Annotated in this window: 18 protein-coding genes; 7 read left to right on the forward strand and 11 right to left on the reverse strand. The window is 38.1% G+C overall.

Annotation, left to right across the window (positions count from 1 at the left end; all coding sequences use genetic code 11):
- The first annotated feature begins 27 nt into the window (after positions 1-27).
- Both H6G76_RS04155 and ahcY read left to right on the forward strand, forming a co-directional pair.
- Complete coding sequence (locus tag H6G76_RS04155; protein WP_190695764.1) at positions 28-210, forward strand: hypothetical protein; 183 nt, start codon at positions 28-30, stop codon at positions 208-210.
- 525 nt (positions 211-735) lie between these two features.
- Positions 736-2,013, forward strand: coding sequence for an adenosylhomocysteinase (gene ahcY / locus H6G76_RS04160; protein ID WP_190695767.1), 1,278 nt, complete (start codon positions 736-738; stop codon positions 2,011-2,013).
- A 77-nt stretch (positions 2,014-2,090) separates the two neighbouring features.
- Here ahcY and H6G76_RS04165 read toward each other — a convergent pair whose 3' ends face one another.
- Positions 2,091-2,462: a Crp/Fnr family transcriptional regulator gene (locus tag H6G76_RS04165; protein ID WP_190695771.1), complete on the reverse strand. Its 372-nt coding sequence runs from the start codon at positions 2,460-2,462 to the stop codon at positions 2,091-2,093.
- Between the two features lie 400 nt (positions 2,463-2,862).
- On the opposite strand from H6G76_RS04165, the gene H6G76_RS04170 reads away from it, so the two are divergent.
- Positions 2,863-3,126 carry a hypothetical protein gene (locus H6G76_RS04170; RefSeq protein WP_190695774.1) on the forward strand — a complete coding sequence of 88 codons (264 nt, stop codon included), beginning with the start codon at positions 2,863-2,865 and terminating at the stop codon, positions 3,124-3,126.
- Between the two features lie 117 nt (positions 3,127-3,243).
- Here the strand turns inward: H6G76_RS04170 and H6G76_RS37620 are convergent, their stop codons facing one another.
- Complete coding sequence (locus H6G76_RS37620) at positions 3,244-3,375, reverse strand: hypothetical protein (RefSeq protein ID WP_277883073.1); 132 nt, start codon at positions 3,373-3,375, stop codon at positions 3,244-3,246.
- A gap of 87 nt (positions 3,376-3,462) precedes the next feature.
- Here H6G76_RS37620 and H6G76_RS04175 point away from each other — a divergent pair, with 87 nt between their 5' ends.
- Positions 3,463-4,056: a restriction endonuclease gene (locus tag H6G76_RS04175; protein WP_190695777.1), complete on the forward strand. Its 594-nt coding sequence runs from the start codon at positions 3,463-3,465 to the stop codon at positions 4,054-4,056.
- Positions 4,057-4,059: 3 nt separating this feature from the next.
- Here the strand turns inward: H6G76_RS04175 and H6G76_RS04180 are convergent, their stop codons facing one another.
- Positions 4,060-5,046, reverse strand: coding sequence for a site-specific DNA-methyltransferase (locus H6G76_RS04180; RefSeq protein WP_190695781.1), 987 nt, complete (start codon positions 5,044-5,046; stop codon positions 4,060-4,062).
- A gap of 278 nt (positions 5,047-5,324) precedes the next feature.
- Here H6G76_RS04180 and H6G76_RS04185 point away from each other — a divergent pair, with 278 nt between their 5' ends.
- Positions 5,325-8,012, forward strand: coding sequence for an AAA family ATPase (locus H6G76_RS04185; RefSeq protein ID WP_190695784.1), 2,688 nt, complete (start codon positions 5,325-5,327; stop codon positions 8,010-8,012).
- A 122-nt stretch (positions 8,013-8,134) separates the two neighbouring features.
- Here the strand turns inward: H6G76_RS04185 and H6G76_RS04190 are convergent, their stop codons facing one another.
- Positions 8,135-8,425, reverse strand: coding sequence for a 2Fe-2S iron-sulfur cluster-binding protein (locus H6G76_RS04190; protein ID WP_190695788.1), 291 nt, complete (start codon positions 8,423-8,425; stop codon positions 8,135-8,137).
- A gap of 5 nt (positions 8,426-8,430) precedes the next feature.
- A complete protein-coding gene (locus H6G76_RS04195; RefSeq protein ID WP_190695793.1) occupies positions 8,431-9,651 on the reverse strand; it encodes a P-aminobenzoate N-oxygenase AurF in 1,221 nt (406 codons plus the stop codon).
- 82 nt (positions 9,652-9,733) lie between these two features.
- Here H6G76_RS04195 and H6G76_RS04200 point away from each other — a divergent pair, with 82 nt between their 5' ends.
- Positions 9,734-10,474 (forward strand): alpha/beta fold hydrolase, encoded by a 741-nt coding sequence (locus H6G76_RS04200; protein WP_190695796.1) that lies wholly within the window; start codon positions 9,734-9,736, stop codon positions 10,472-10,474.
- Here the strand turns inward: H6G76_RS04200 and H6G76_RS04205 are convergent.
- Complete coding sequence (locus H6G76_RS04205; RefSeq protein ID WP_190695799.1) at positions 10,471-11,385, reverse strand: ferritin-like domain-containing protein; 915 nt, start codon at positions 11,383-11,385, stop codon at positions 10,471-10,473. The two genes, H6G76_RS04200 and H6G76_RS04205, sit on opposite strands and share 4 nt — an antisense overlap.
- Positions 11,386-11,465: 80 nt before the next feature.
- Between H6G76_RS04205 and H6G76_RS04210 the strand changes: the two genes are divergently transcribed.
- Positions 11,466-11,936, forward strand: a complete 471-nt coding sequence (locus H6G76_RS04210) for a GNAT family N-acetyltransferase (RefSeq protein ID WP_190695804.1) — start codon at positions 11,466-11,468, stop codon at positions 11,934-11,936.
- A gap of 98 nt (positions 11,937-12,034) precedes the next feature.
- Here H6G76_RS04210 and H6G76_RS04215 read toward each other — a convergent pair whose 3' ends face one another.
- The 5 genes from H6G76_RS04215 to H6G76_RS04235 form a co-directional block, all read right to left on the reverse strand.
- On the reverse strand, positions 12,035-13,075 hold the full coding sequence (locus tag H6G76_RS04215; RefSeq protein ID WP_190695807.1) for an aromatic ring-hydroxylating dioxygenase subunit alpha: 1,041 nt from the start codon (positions 13,073-13,075) through the stop codon (positions 12,035-12,037).
- Positions 13,076-13,080: 5 nt separating this feature from the next.
- Entirely contained in the window at positions 13,081-13,821 is a 741-nt protein-coding gene (locus H6G76_RS04220) for a hypothetical protein (RefSeq protein WP_190695810.1), read from the reverse strand.
- Between the two features lie 182 nt (positions 13,822-14,003).
- Complete coding sequence (locus tag H6G76_RS04225) at positions 14,004-15,017, reverse strand: aromatic ring-hydroxylating dioxygenase subunit alpha (RefSeq protein WP_190695814.1); 1,014 nt, start codon at positions 15,015-15,017, stop codon at positions 14,004-14,006.
- On the reverse strand, positions 15,004-15,411 hold the full coding sequence (locus H6G76_RS04230) for an Mpo1-like protein (RefSeq protein ID WP_190695818.1): 408 nt from the start codon (positions 15,409-15,411) through the stop codon (positions 15,004-15,006). Before H6G76_RS04230 ends, H6G76_RS04225 begins: the two co-directional genes overlap by 14 nt.
- On the reverse strand, positions 15,408-16,037 hold the full coding sequence (locus H6G76_RS04235) for an HNH endonuclease (protein WP_199337251.1): 630 nt from the start codon (positions 16,035-16,037) through the stop codon (positions 15,408-15,410). Before H6G76_RS04235 ends, H6G76_RS04230 begins: the two co-directional genes overlap by 4 nt.
- Positions 16,038-16,041 lie beyond the last annotated feature (4 nt).

A 16,041-nucleotide genomic window follows, 5' to 3' on the forward strand; every position in this document is an offset into this window, starting at 1 on the left:
TTATTTAGCTAAAACCAGAGGCAAAATATGTTTCCTTTTTGGGGTAACTTCTGTTATGGTAGCGAACCTATTTCGCACAAAGCTCATTTAGAACGTAAACTAAAGTTCTTAACTTGGATGCGAGATGATTTAGAATCAAGGCTATCGGGTATTAATGCGGCAATTGATACTACTCGACAACAGATAGAACGCGAAAATACAACCGTTTAACAGTTATCAGTTATCAGTTATAAGTAAAGAATGAGGTGTTTATCTTTGGCGAAACATCACACCAATTGGTAGTAGGTGTTAGTGGCGGGTTTAAATCCCCCACTATACGCCGTGATCACTGTTTACTGTTCACTGTTTTAAAAGTTCATTCTAAATCAAGGAGTCTAGGGTTTACCTAGACTTTTTTATTATTCGTATTTTAAAGAAAAAGAATTTATAGACAAAAATTTAACGTTAATACTGTTGGTAGTGAAATCTGTATCTATTTTATTTCTTTCGATAGATGACAAAATACTAAATTGACAAATTTATTTAAATAAAAATCTAATTATATTTCTAATAAAAATAAATTAAATAGAAAAAAGCTGGACATGACGTTGACATTAGGCTAATCAAACGTCAAGCTAGTCCAAAGGACTATCGACTAGCTTCTTGGCAATCACAGCCAAAAATTCATAGTCCTGAAATAAACTAGTACAGTACGTAATCAACATTTACGTGCGTTTTTTTCGTTTTGAGGAACTTATGACCGCAACTTCTCCCCGATTAAAGCACGAGGTTAAAGACCTCGCCCTCGCTCCCTTGGGAAGACAGCGCATTGAATGGGCTGGACGAGAAATGCCGGTTTTGCGGCAAATTCGCGATCGCTTTGCCCAAGAAAAGCCCTTTGCAGGTATTCGCCTTGTGGCTTGTTGTCACGTCACCACGGAAACAGCACATCTAGCTATTGCGCTCAAAGCTGGTGGTGCAGATGCGCTTTTAATTGCGAGTAATCCCCTATCTACCCAAGATGACGTAGCTGCTAGCCTCGTTGTCGATCATGAAATTCCTGTCTTTGCCATCAAAGGCGAAGATAGTGCAACTTATAACCGCCACGTTCAAATCGCTTTAGATCATCGCCCCAACATTATTATTGATGATGGTAGTGATGTAGTTGCCACTCTGATTCAAGAACGGCAAGAGCAAATTGCTGATTTAATTGGCACAACTGAAGAAACCACAACCGGAATTGTGCGTCTGCGCGCCATGTATAAAGATGGCGTTCTCACCTTCCCGGCGATGAACGTCAACGATGCAGATACTAAGCACTTCTTTGATAATCGCTACGGTACAGGACAATCAACCTTAGATGGGATTATCCGCGCTACAAATATTCTTTTAGCTGGCAAAAGTATTGTCGTTGCTGGTTATGGCTGGTGCGGTAAAGGTACAGCACTACGCGCGCGCGGTTTGGGTGCTAACGTGATTGTGACCGAAATCGACCCCATCAAAGCAATTGAAGCTGTGATGGATGGTTTTCGAGTCCTACCAATGGCTGAGGCTGCACCTCAAGGTGATTTGTTTATCACTGTCACCGGGAACAAGCACGTCATTCGCGGTGAGCATTTTGAAGCCATGAAAGACGGTGCGATCGTATGTAACTCTGGTCACTTCGACATTGAACTTGACCTGAAATACTTAGCTAGCCAAGCTAAAGAAATCAAGCAAGTACGCCCCTTTACACAACAGTATCAACTGAACAATGGTAAATCAGTGATTGTTTTGGGTGAAGGACGCTTAGTAAACCTTGCTGCTGCGGAAGGACATCCCAGCGCAGTGATGGATATGAGTTTTGCGAATCAGGCGATGGCTTGTGAATACTTGGTGAAGAATAAAGGCAAGTTGCAACCTGGTTTACATTCCATTCCCACCGAGGTAGATCAAGAAATTGCTCGGTTGAAGTTGCAAGCTATTGGTATTAATATCGATACCTTGACACCAGATCAAGTTGAGTACATCAACTCTTGGACTAGTGGAACTTAAACTCTAACTAGAATTCTTGAATAGATAAATCTGTAGAGACGTTGCAATGCAGCGTCTCTACAATTATTTTGGTTAGATTAAACTATCAGGTGTTGCAAGCGAGACAGACGCTCTGAATACTTTTTGATGACATTCAATGCAAACATAGGTGTTTCTTGCACAGCGAAGAGAAACCTTTTTTCATCAAGGTAAGCAAGTTTGCACTCTGTTTTGGCGATCGCAGTATATGTGCGATTTTTGATGCCTATAAGCACTCCTGTACCAAAAATATCACCAGATGTAATTGTCTCTACGACTTTACCATTAACTAATATGTCTACTTCCCCCTCGACAATGCCAAACATAACATCGCCAGGCTGTCCTTCCTCAAAGATGACCTGTCCTGCTGAATATGCTTGAGGGTCGGGTTGTTTTTGGAAGATACTGACTGTAACTACCGGACTTAACATTAGAGTAATACCAAATTCCTTTGCTTTAAAAATATTTGGCTAAGTAATACAATTACTGAGTCAAGTATACTACCTTCTGTTGATTAACCTGCAATCGTAGTTGACAGCTAGCTATGATTAGCAAAAATTGATTTTTATTAATTATCTAGATATATCGCTTCTTTTATAGATAAAATTCAGATTAAATAATATTCATCTCAAAGGTTTGTTTAGTTTTGTATCTTATTTAATTAAGATTTTTATATTTTTTTTGGATGCTTTTGTCTGATGTACATTTGTCATAATTCATGAGTTATTAATTATTTATATTCACCAAAATCAGATGATTAATGACGGATGAAATCATCACCACAATATAGCTAAAATCTATGTGTAGTTATGATAGGAGATAGAGGTTGTTATGCGACGCATTATTGAAGTTATATTATTAGTTTTTTGCGCCATGACTTTGATTCTGCTGGGAACACTATCAGCGATCGCATCACTTTTTACAAAATTTGGAAAACAGCAACAAAGACGTAAACATAAAAATTATCTGGCAGAAATTGACAGTTTATTTAAGGTGCGATCGCCTGATTTTCAAGATGCAGTAAATTTAAGTGAAGATGAGGATAAATATATTTATATTTTTGGATATAGAGAATGGTATAATTATAATATGTAATTAAAAATGCAATAAATTTTCTACCAAGATTACATCTGAAAAATTAGGGATGAGTAGATAAAATAAATTTCAAACGTAAGACTTAGATATAAGCTACAGAAGTTTCAAAGCTAAATACTAGCGATCGCCTTCGCATTCAAACGCTCTGTATCTAGGAAGAATTCTACTGCTCATTGCCCAAAACACCATTAGACCTGTTCGCAAAGCATTTCGTTGGCGTTGTAATATAGCCTCAGATGTAGTGTACATTTCATAATCTGGAAACTAAGCTTAACTCTCAAAAATATTACACAGAACTGTACTACTCTTGCATAGCCAAGTCATTGAGTAGTTAATATGAAAATTGTTCAAGAGGTTTCTTTGATCAGTGTTGGTAGTTTTGAAGAATCAAATGATTGGTCTATAATTCGGGCTGAAATTCGAGATGCTATTTCTTTAATCGTTCATCCTCCCGGTGCATCCAGCTTTACAATTAATCCATCAAAACACGGTAATGGTGTTAAGCCTATTAAAGAAGCTTGCATGATTGCATTGAGAGATAGATTTGCATGGAAATTGGAAACTCAGATTAACTATGCAACTAGATCACCAGGAAAGGTTGATGCAACGAAAGTCATTGATAACTATCTTTTTGCTCTTGAGTGGGAAACAGGCAATATCTCCTCAAGTCATCGCGCAATCAATAAAATGATTCTTGGGTTGCTACGTGGTGTTTTTCTAGGTGCTGCCTTGGTACTTCCAAGTAGGAAACTTTACCCTTATCTAACCGATCGCATTGGTAATTATGAAGAGCTAGAACCTTATTTTGATGTTTGGCGAGCAGTTAGAATTGAAGAGGGTTTTTTCGCAATTTTCGTAATTGAACACGACCAACTAGATAGCAGTGTACCAAAGATTACTAAAGGAACAGATGGTCGTGCGTTAATCTGAACGCTATGTAGAAAAAGGAATTGACAGTTGTGACGCATTGTTTTTTTGTTGCTTCGGTTTTTTGCTTCCCCTTGCTGATTCCCATTGCTCAATAACTCCATTAGCTAGATTAATCAATCTTTCTACTGCTGGTTCTGTGTCCCCAATTTCTGAACCAATCCAGTAACGGTGTAGTTTTTCGGCTGCATAGAATGTAGTCCCAGAACCCCCAAATGGATCGACCACAATTTGACCTGGATTCGATGCCATTGCAATAATCCGTTCTAACATAATGGGAGCAAGTTCATTTGGCACGCGTTTTTTGTGCCGACGATGCCGAACTGGTGGGATATCAGTCCACATTTCTTCTGCTAATGTCCATAAAACTTCAGTAGAATCAGCTTTGGTTGTATCTTCCCAAACATCTTCTGGTGCGTCCCAGACATCCATTAAATTAATACCTTTTTCATTCAGCTTCTTTCGATGTCCACCATAGTCACGAATTTCTCCACCACAGTGCCGACAAACTTGAATAGGTGTATAAACTTTGTTAAAAACTGCTGGCTCCCCTTTTGTGTAATAAATTAGACCATAGTGAGCAGGAGACATCCTTTTACCTCTAGGAAAAGCCTTCGGCATTCTACAAGCAATCCAATGGCGAAACCACATCCCCCGACGATTGAGGTAAGCACCATACTCCATGCACCATCTAGGCAGGTTGAAGACAAACAAACTTCCACCAGGTTTCAGCACGCGAACACACTCATTTAGCCACTGTTGCGACCAGTCTAAATACTTATCTACCTCCATGCGATCGCTCACACCTTCACCATATTCTTTACCAAGATTAAAGGGTGGATCAGCAAATACAAGCTCTACAGACTCATCAGGCAAAGCTGACAGCAGTTTCAGACAGTCTCCTTGATAGAGTATGCCATGCTGACTCATGTAAACCTGTTGCAGTCCTTGTTGAGTAGCAACATCAGGTGTGATTACTTGAAACGGAAGCATTCATTTTGCCTTGAGTACATAGGTTTCCACATTGCACCCTTAAAGGTAACTCAAATTCTGTAGAGAGGTAAACTGCGATCGTGCAACGTTACAGGCTGTCCATCCTCGCTTGTATGATATCGAGGGTAGAGGGCGTATATATAATTATGGCAAAGTGTGAACTAAAGAAAGTTTAGCTGATCTATTCAATATTGATTACGTGATGACGTGTCTTACAAACTACTGATATAACTAAGTAAGCTTGGAAGTAAGCACAAGTGTACTATCAGTTTTAACCTATGTATCTTAAAACAGTCTTCATTCGCTTTTATAAATCATTCAACGATGACTTCCTCAGAAAAAATGATCACAGGGTCAAACCTAAACCTTGGGAAAAAATAGATGATGCTTTTTACCCATATATTGAAGTTCCAATTCATCCAAAAATCACAACAATTGTTGGTGCAAATGAATCTGGAAAATCTCACTTATTAAGTGCTATCGAAAAAGCTATATCAGGGAAAAATATAGAACGCAGTGATTTTTGTCGCTATTCTCATTTTTTTACAGTTAAACAAAATGAATTAAAATACCCCAATTTTGGAACTGAATGGGCTGGACTCACTCAGACCGAAGAGGTTAGCTTAAGAAAAATTCTTGAAATTCCTGATAACATAATTTTTGAGAGATTTTTTGTATTCCGCAACAATATCAATAGTTTAACAGTATATCTACCGGAAAAAGGAGATTACAGACCATACAAGATAGGAACAAAACAAGCGAGCGAGTTGCAGGGCTTACTTCCAGAAATACTCAGAATTGAATCTGAGGTTGCGCTTCCATCTAGTGTTCCTATAAAAAAACTAGTTCACTTAGGTGAAGAGAAGTACATCGATAGCAGAAAATTTGAACTTCTGGATCGGGAACAACGAAGTAGAATCGTAGACGCACTTGATAACTTTAGTGATAACCCAGAATTAGTTACTAGAATTCGTCTGCTCTGGGGTGAAGACAAGGCCGTAGTTGATCCAGTAGCTATTGAAACAATCAAGTCAATTATTTCGGCACTGGATGAAGTAGGTTTTAGTTCTAAGGAAAAAGAAAGAAGAGAGAAACAATTTAATTTAGCTTATAAATTAATTTGCAAGATAGCCCAAGTGGATACTAATGCGTTGCTAGATTTAGCTAAGGCAATTAAAAATGGGATGCAAGGGTACGCAAATGGAATCATCGATAATATTAATAGACAATTATCTATTAATTTAAACTTCCCAAACTATTGGGTTCAAGACCGCAACTTCTCCTTAAAAGTTATGGCAAGAGACTATGATTTAGTTTTTACCATAACTGATAGAACTGGAACTGAATATTCATTTAATGAGAGAAGCCAAGGATTACGATACTTTCTCAGCTATTACATTCAATACCGCTCTCATGAACCTCATACAAGTAAAACAGAAATATTGTTAATGGATGAACCAGATGCTTACTTATCCAGTCAAGCACAACAAGACTTACTTAAAGTTTTTGATCTGTTTGCCAGTCCCGAACCAGGTTCGCATTTAATTTATCCAATCCAAGTAGTTTATGTAACACACTCTCCTTTTTTAATTGATAAAAATCATGGTGAGCGTATTCGAGTATTACAGAAGGGCAATGAGGATGAAGGAACAAGAGTAGTTAAAGATGCAGCTAAAAATCATTATGAACCTCTGCGGTCTTCGATTGGTGCTTATGTTGGCGAAACCGCCTTCATCGGCAATTGTAACTTAATGGTTGAAGGCATTTCTGACCAAATTCTTATTGCAGGAGCTACAACATATCTCAGATCAAATAACACTCCTAATTTAGAAACTTTAGATCTCAATCAAATCACTATTGTTCCCTCTGGTTCAGCATCACATATTCCATATTTAGTCTATCTAGCTCGTGGACGGGATATTGAGCAACCAGCTGTAATCGTTTTATTGGATAGTGATAATAGTGGTAATGATGCTAAAAGGCAATTATTAGGGAAAGGTGGCCAGCATAGAAGACCCTTACTTAAAGAGCAATTTATACTTCAGCTTGATGCTTTGAAAGAAGAATTCTGTTTAGTTGCTAATAATATTACACCGAAAATTGAGATAGAAGATATTATTCCATTACAAATATGCATACAAGCCACAAAGTTGTATTTGCAAGAGTTTCTCCAAGTAGAGCAAACAGAAATTGATTTTTTAAATGAAGACTTAGTTTTAAGAAATATCGATAACAAAACTATACTTGATGCTATACAAGCAAGTCTGTTAGAGTTTCCCGACAAAAATTTACAAATTAATAAGGTTGGTTTTGCTCGGAATGTTATTCAAGTAGTTAATAACTGGACACGACAAAGAAATTCTTTGGATGAGCATCAATATAAAGCACTTCAAAGTTTTGAAAATAACTTTAAAGTTCTGTTTAAAAAATTGAATCTTATGCAGCGCCGTGCCCAGCAGAGGTTAACAGATGAAAGACTATCTCAAAAAATAGAGCGTTTAAAGAAAAATTTCTTTGCACTTCATTCTATTGCTGCAAGACGTGAAGATGGTGTCATTCTTCTTGATGATATTGAAGGGATTTTGGATATCAATACAGACAATGAAGCGATTAAAGAAATTGAAGCCATTAAGAGCGCAATTCAAAACTTGCGTCGTGATTACAAGTTGGATATTGACATGAGTAAGATGATTCATGACTACACTGGATTTCAGTTAGGCTTAGAGAGAATTAAATACGCAGGACTTTTAGCTAGCCAAGAAGAAATTGATGATGAGATTCAAGCAGATAATTTAACTAGTTCCGAAAAAGTTTCTGAAGATACACAGGTAGATAAGTTGGGTGTCAATAGGCAAACACAAGTTAATAATGAGCAAGTATCAATTACCTCTGAGTTAGACACTGCTGAAATTGCTGATATCGCTACAAATTCTGATAAGAAAAGAAAGCCCAACCGACGGCAATAATTAAGAGTTATTGCCAGTAATCATAGCGATTAGATTAAATTGACGATAAAAAAAACCAATATTTCACAGAACTAATCAGGAGTGATCGCCTGGAAGCATTTTGGCGATAAGGTTAACCAAATTCATTGTTCAAGTCTGCCAATTTCGATATTGGTTGTAAGGTCAAGCTGACAGGCTAACCGTGCATTGAAAATGTTGGGTGCTAATGTATTCAGCATTTCCAACTCGTCTAACTCAGGCGGAGGAATTTCACCAATAACCTCAACTAAACAAGTTCCACAAATACCAGTCCGACAACCAAACAATACAGGCGAATTCTGAATTGTCAGATGCTCAGATAAATTTTCATGGGCTGGTAAAGTAATAGATGGGTAATCACTTCCCGGAAAAGAAACAGTACATAAATTAGACATAATATTTAAACCAAACTCTTCCATTCCTCTCCGCGCCTCTGCGTCTCTGCGTGAGACATATCCTGTTCAAATCGTCGAAAAGCATTTCTCTGAGTCTCCAAATACCGAGAAATCGAATTACCACCCATCACTGACATCTCTCGATTTTGCTGCCAAAGGTAATCAAGTTTTTCCACATACACTTTATAAGATTGCATTGCTTCCTGATGAGTTGCAAAACTGCGATGTAAGCCTTCAGACTCTTCTGTAAAACAGCGACGCATCATTTCTTTAGCATCAGTATCGCTCATATTGAAGATAGGCGATCGCAGCACATAATAAATCTTCCTATACAACGCTGGCTCATACCAAAAAATCCCATTAATCGCCGCCGAAAAATGAAAATGATCGCGCTGACATCCCACTAATCCTAAATTAGCAACTAATCGCTCAAATCCAGTTGGTTGTGGTAAACAAGTAACAACGTCATGAGATATAATTGTTGAACTATTAAAGTGAAAACTTTCATCTAAAAAGTGATAATAAGATATCTTAGCCGGAATCGGAGCAGCTTCAGGATGAGAATGTTTCTGATAATAATTACTGAGTTTATGCTGTACTAATTTACCATTTAGTGTCCTAACTCCTCGGACAGTAAAATACTGACAAGCCAAAAAAGTATTATTCGCAGAAATCAACCCAAAATATTGTAATTGAATCTTTTTCCACCAAGTTTTTAAAGCATTGGTATCTGCATAAACCATCGTTTCGGTAAACGGGCCGCGCATGGGGTAAGTAAATATAGGCTCCCCAAACAATGCTTGTTCAACTTGTTTCGCAATTGTACGGAAGGCGTTAATATGCGCCCTTTCTTGAGAAGATTCTAAATCTAAGGTATCGCAGATTAAGCGAAAATCTTCTTGAGCATAAAGTCCGGCTGCACTAGTTTGATTGAAATATATAGTTGCAATCTCTGCGGAAACGATTTGAGAATAGTATGCAACCCAGTAAAGCTGATTCAAAATTATCCTTTGGTGTTGGCTAGACTGTTCCCATAAAGGTGTTCCGTAGAGTAGGGAAAATTCTTCTGGATTCCAGTATTCATTTTGGCAATATTCATAGCGAAAGTTTGCAGTTGCTTCATCCATTAAAGCAGTATGGTCTTGCTGTTTATTGCGTGTGTGATTAATTTGTAATTTGCGATAAGTTGTTGGACTATCTGAGAGTTGTTGAATAGTATTTTGCATAAAAAATCTCTATATTTTTGTCAATGATGCAAGATGTAAACTAGAAAATAAGCAAAAGTCAGAAAACTTAATTAAAATCGCTATGAGTCTTTTTTGTTTAGTTCACGGTGCATTCCAAGGTGCTTGGTGTTGGGATTTATTAATTCCTCACTTAGAAGCGCAAGGTCATAAAACAGTCGCAATGGATTTGCCAATTGCAGATGCATCGGCAAGTTTATCGCAATTTGCTGATGTCGTCCTTCAAGCGTTGCCAAAAACTGATGATGATATTGTGCTGGTTGGTCATTCAATGGCTGGTACTGTTATTCCTCTGGTTGCAGAAGCTCATAAAGTACGCCAATTGGTATTCTTGACTGCGCTGATTCCATACCCAGGAATTAGTACAATTAATCAATTTTCTCATAATCTTGATGCTGATAGTCTTGCCTCATTAAATTACGAACCCAAAGAGTTAAATCAACTGCAACAATTTCATGATGAACCTGATATGTTTAATCCTGTTTCTGTTGGTAGAGACTTTTCAGATGAAGCAGTATTAATTGAACTGTTTTATCATGATTGTCAACCGGATGTAATGCGCTGGGCGTTGTCAAAAAGTCGATCGCAACAAGCAATGGCATATATTTATGAGACAAATCCTTTAAAATCTTTACCAAATTTAGACTATAAATATATTCTTTGTAATGATGACCGAATAATTTCTCCTGCATGGTCACGCTATACCGCACGTAAACGCTTGGGAGTTGATGCGATTGAATTGCCTGGAGGACATTGCCCACACTTGTCTCGTCCTGCTCAACTTGCCTCCGTATTAACTAATTAAAACACACATTGATAAGCAGGAAGTGGTTCAAAAGCACCTCGTTCATCTAAGGCTTGAACGATCGCATCCGCAGACGCACCACGCATGAGCGATCGCAATATTTGTAATCGGGTTCCACTGTGGATTTGGGTATCTAATTCTTCGAGGATTTGGATTTTTTGCGATCGCGTCAAATCTCCTTTCACTTTTTCAATGGCGGCTAACACGTTTTGCGGCCCCACCTGTACCATAAATAGAAACTGTGCCAATACATCCATGATTATTGCTTGACTATCAGCTGAAACTGACATTTGGTTAAATAATGTAGTTCCCGTACCATGATGACGAGATTCTGCTTGCAAAAAACTAGTGAAAAGTTCTGCCAAAATTGGATGATGACACTCTTTCGCCAAGCGGCGGTAATGGCTTAAACCCCATCCTTCTAAAACAACCTGAAGCACAAATAACAGTACTGTTTTGTCTGCACTTTCAACTACTTCTGCTAATAAATTCAAAAATGGATCGTTGCTGTTAGTTGATTCGATTTCTGGTAAAAAATGAATAATTTGGCTGAGGTGAGTGGCTTCATCAGCCGTAAATAGTCCGTAAAGCATTCGCTCTTCTACAGTTTCGGCTAACAATACCATTTTTGCCATATAACCAACACCTGCTTTTTCAATGAAATAGGATTCTGCTAACAGGCTGCGATTTGTCAACCCAAGTATGGCAGATTGTTCGGCTAAACTTGCTTGTTGAAAAATTTGGACTCTATGCAGATTAAAAAATTCAGCATCCCAATAATCTAATTGTTGTGAAGATTTATCACCTTGATTTGGCAATGCAGCTTTAAGTATGCGTTGCAATCGGTCGTTAGGATTTAGATGTGGTAAGTCGATTCCGGCAATTTTATATGACAAATCAATGTTTTTCATGTTCAAATAAAGATGTTGTTAAAACAACTTTTCAAGTTAGTAACTCATTACTCTATCTTGAAATTAAGGAGATGAGTTGATTGCAAATTCGTGAAGATGATCTGACAAGTAAAAAGATCGCTGACCTTCTGCGGGAACATCTCGAAAATATGTATGAGATTACCCCGCCGGAAAGCGTTCATGCTCTTGATATAGAAGCATTGCGATCGCCTAATATTACTTTCTTTTCAGCTTGGGAGGGCGAAGAATTACTCGGATGTGGTGCATTAAAAGAACTAGATGCGAGAACTGGTGAAGTCAAATCAATGCGTACCGCCAAGGCTTACCGTCGTAAAGGTGTCGCCTCCAAGATTTTAGAACACATCATCAAAGAAGCCCAACAGCGTGTTTACTATTACCTGAATTTGGAAACAGGAGCTTCCCCGGAGTTCGCGCCAGCACGAGCCTTATATATACGGTATGGGTTCGAGTATCGTGGCCCCTTTGGAGACTACAATGATGACCCAAACAGTGTATTTATGACGAAAAAGCTCGCTGGAAAAGATTTATGAACTCTGTTGTTTCCATGTTTCCCATAACAGATGCACATCATCCGGTTGTCCATCGTAGTTGAGCATCTCGTCTGAAATCGTTTATTAGTTTATATGACTCAGGTTATCCTAGAAGGGCTTTGTGAAACCGAAGAATCAACAGCTTCCCAAGTTCCCCAAGTTAAGGCTTTCTGATGATTAACGTGCTGGATAAATTGCAAAATTGACTGGTCTGCTTTAGTGGGAGTCTTTAAATCAAACTGAATTGTCTGAAATACCTGTGTATCGCCTTTGGCGAAGTAATTACCAACCTGTTGTGTTAACCAAAGCAACCCACGATTGATACTCCATCCCAAACATCCAAGACGTTTGCGAGTTATAAGAATAGTTTGTCCCTCAGTTTTACCACCTTCGGTCATCCGCAACGCAAATATGATGTAGAAGTGGAGGAAGTCTGGCCCTAGTGTGACAGTACCAGTACTGCCATACCAATAGCACATACTATAAGTAACTTCATTGCGGTATAGAGGACTAATCAAGCGGATTAACCAGGAATCATCGCCGCCTCTGGTAGTGTTGTTAAATGCGATCGCATTAGAATTCAAATCTTGGCAATCAAATACAATCTCCAAAGGTAGATTATGTACAGTATTGAAATGATGAGCATCAATGGCATTAATCAGCAATACATTGGGATGGCAGTTTTTCACAAACCGAGTCCCCAACATATAATCGCAGTCTACCTGTTCCAGTTCCGGGACGAAGGGCAGTAAACTAGGTGTTTCCTCTCCCGCCCAAACCCAAATCATGCCATATTTTTCTGATGTCTGCCAAGTTTTGATGCACACAGGTAAAGGCTTTCCTTGGGAAGGAACATCAATACAGATTCCGCGCTGGTCATATTTCCAGTTATGAAAAAAGCAGCGAATAGCATCACCTTCTACCTTACCTTCTGCCAAATGTGCGCCCATATGGGGACAATAAGCATCCACCGCCATCACCTGACCACTAACTCCACGATAAATTGCCAGGTTTCTTCCTAATAGCGTTACAGCTTTCACCTTACCAACTTTTAATTCTCTAGATGGCAAAGCCCAGTACCATCCTTCTACAAATTGTGTCGGATGGTTAAAGTTTGCAAGTGGATTGGTAGGATGCATAACAGTTAAATTAAAACCGAATCTTGAACAAATTTTAATAATGATTCTGACTGCCACATCCGTTGTCCAGCGCGGGTCAGATTTTCATAACTAATTTCAGTTAAACAAACTAATTCATCGCCTAGACGATAGCTAGGATTTTTTTCCTCAAAAAATTTGATATGCGGATTAGTTTGTCGTCCTGTGGGAATTTCAATTAACCCTTCGCGCAGAATTTGGGGATTCTGGAAGCGAACAATACCAGTTGTTTCTTGATAAGAATCGCCATAATATTCTTGTGCCAAATTCCCCATAAGATTTGCAAAATCGACAGGTGTGGCTGCATCGTAGCGAGGATAAAACTCTTGCCAAAAGGTAGGAAGAAAGCGATAGGTGCGAAAGCCAGAACAAATTAGCAACCAATATAATTTATTTCCCGCATAATATTCACGCAGAAAATTAACTGCGGCAATCCAACTACGCGGTAGAGTTGTACTTGACCAAGCACTCGGATCAACAATTGTATCGCCTGAATACACCACATTAATTTGCTCTCCAGCAAAGGTCGTTTGGCGCAACATCAGAGTTGAGAATCCTTTAAGAGTATTGGTGATGTCATCTCTCAACAACAATGTCCAGCTTTTACACTCTAAATCAGCCTGAAATACTTCCCAGGTTACGCCTTTAAAGTGATTATTTAGTAGTGTATACATAGCGATGCGATCGCTTGGTTGCAGCTTTTGAACAGGAACCAGCCAACTTTTCATTATTCAGAATTTACCTATACTCGTTTAGGAGAAGTCTTAAATTAACACTCTAATAAGCAAAATGGTGAAATTACTGAGTAATGTGACAGATTCGAGAATGGTTATTTACACTACTTATTAATAATTACTATAAATTGCTCATGGTGCAGTAATCTCGTCGATAACCCTACCATTAAATTTAATTAACTTAACTTTGAATCTTTTGCCAGATTTGACCATCTAGATGGTTCTAGCTGATTAACATACTGCATATATTGAACCAAAGGCTGATCAATACTCAGTAGCAACTGCGGATTAAAGCAAATATTATCGTAAATTTTGCCATCTTCATCTCTGAGCATATAGTAAGCCAATCGAGTACAAAACAGCAAAAACTTACTCATAAGATATCCGATGATTCCTTGACGTTTTTGGGTTACATAAATAGGTTGAATTCTTGTTCTCCCAGGCGCAATTGGAGTATAAGCATATATCATGTGCAATGGAGGAAAAAGCCGCACATTCTTCATCATGGTTAACAAACCGATGCAACCATCAGCATAACGCATTGAATACTCATAGGTAGATCCAAGAAATCTTTGCCCTAAGCGTTCTCTAAAAGTTGTTTGTGGAAATTTACCCCGCATCGTAAAGTCAATTTGTGTACCTAACTGATTACGATGTAGCGACAAATCCATTTTGATATCTAAATGATGAATTGTTTTTAAATGTTGAGCATCAATGCCATTCATCATACAAATATGATGATGGCAACTTCTTTCAAAGGCAGTATCAGCTTGTGCAGTAACTTCCTTACCCTGCAATTCATCAAAATCAGCCACACTTTCTGGTGCTACAGCATCAGGATAAATCCAAATAAAACCATACTTTTCTTCTGTTGCATAAGCTTGCACTTTTGCTTTAGCTGGAATCTCTGATTGACAGGGAATATTTTGACAAATTCCTGTTTCATCAAATGCCCAATGATGAAATGCACAACGAATCCAATTACCGTCAACCTGGCCAATTCCTAAATCTGTACCCAAATGAGGACAGTAAGTATCCAACGCGCGCACTTGCCCATCTTCACCGCGAAATATAGTAATTCTGCGATCGCAAATATCTACTGATTTGGCTTTTCTGATAGCTAATTCCTTACTAGGGCAGGCAATGTACCAACCTTTAGCAATAATATTCCAATTATTAAATATCTGCATATCTAGTTTTTTGGTAACTATATAATATTTCTTTTCTTTGGCGAATATCATCTTGATATTTACCAATTAAAACCCTGAATAGCATTCTACCTAAACAATAAGAAGCTCGCCAAGAAAACACAGCATCTTGCAAATCAATGTGGCTACGCTCAAATAAAAAATGTCCTGTTAATCCAATTAACTGAGTTAAGGGTAATCCTAAGAGTAACCATAGATTTTGCAACTTCCAAGCAGAAAATAGCAAACTGTAAAAAAAGACTATCCCTAAAATATGGAGAGCAACATTAACAGGATGCTGATGTTTAAGAACAAAAATATCCCAATAATCTGTAAAAGGATGCTCCAGAATTTGGTTATTAATCCGATTTCTTAACTGTTTTTGAAAGTTATTCATTTATGTCTCGTCCACTTGCACTGTATATAGTGTTCTTCTATTGCCTTTTTATCAGGTCTATCAGCCTCGCTTTCAGGAAGTGAGATTTTTCTCTGAAAAAATGCCCGACATTGTGTTTTCATTAATTTAGGTGCAATTAAAACTTTCATAGTCTCTGGCTCGATAGTAATTAGCTTGAGATCGAATAAAGTGTGAAGATCGGCTCTCAACAATAATCCGTTACAAGTATTATTAGTTTGTATCCCACGATAAGGAATAATGTGTGCTGCCTCTAAAGCCTGCTCTACGTCGCAGCCAGAAATAGCACATCTATCTTTGTAGGCTGTAAGAAGTTGCTGGCGAAATTGAGATTGTCCTCGACGACGAACTATTGACGTTAAAACTCGCTCTCTTGCATCTTCTAAAGTTATAGTGTTAAAAAAATTTCGATCCAGTTCTTGCTGAATGCTACTCAGCTTTGTAATTTCTAAATTCCGATACTGTGAGATTAATTGTTCTACTTTTTCGAGAATGTCTACAGTAGTTTTGTGTTCCCTTTGGGCATACCAAACGTTTGCCTGCCCCACCGCAGTAATTCCTTGATAATGTTTCATCCAACCGATATTGAAAAAAATTATTTTTTCCATATTT

Origin of the sequence: Nostoc sp. FACHB-152 (assembly GCF_014697475.1) — a bacterium.
Lineage (GTDB): Bacteria > Cyanobacteriota > Cyanobacteriia > Cyanobacteriales > Nostocaceae > Nostoc_B.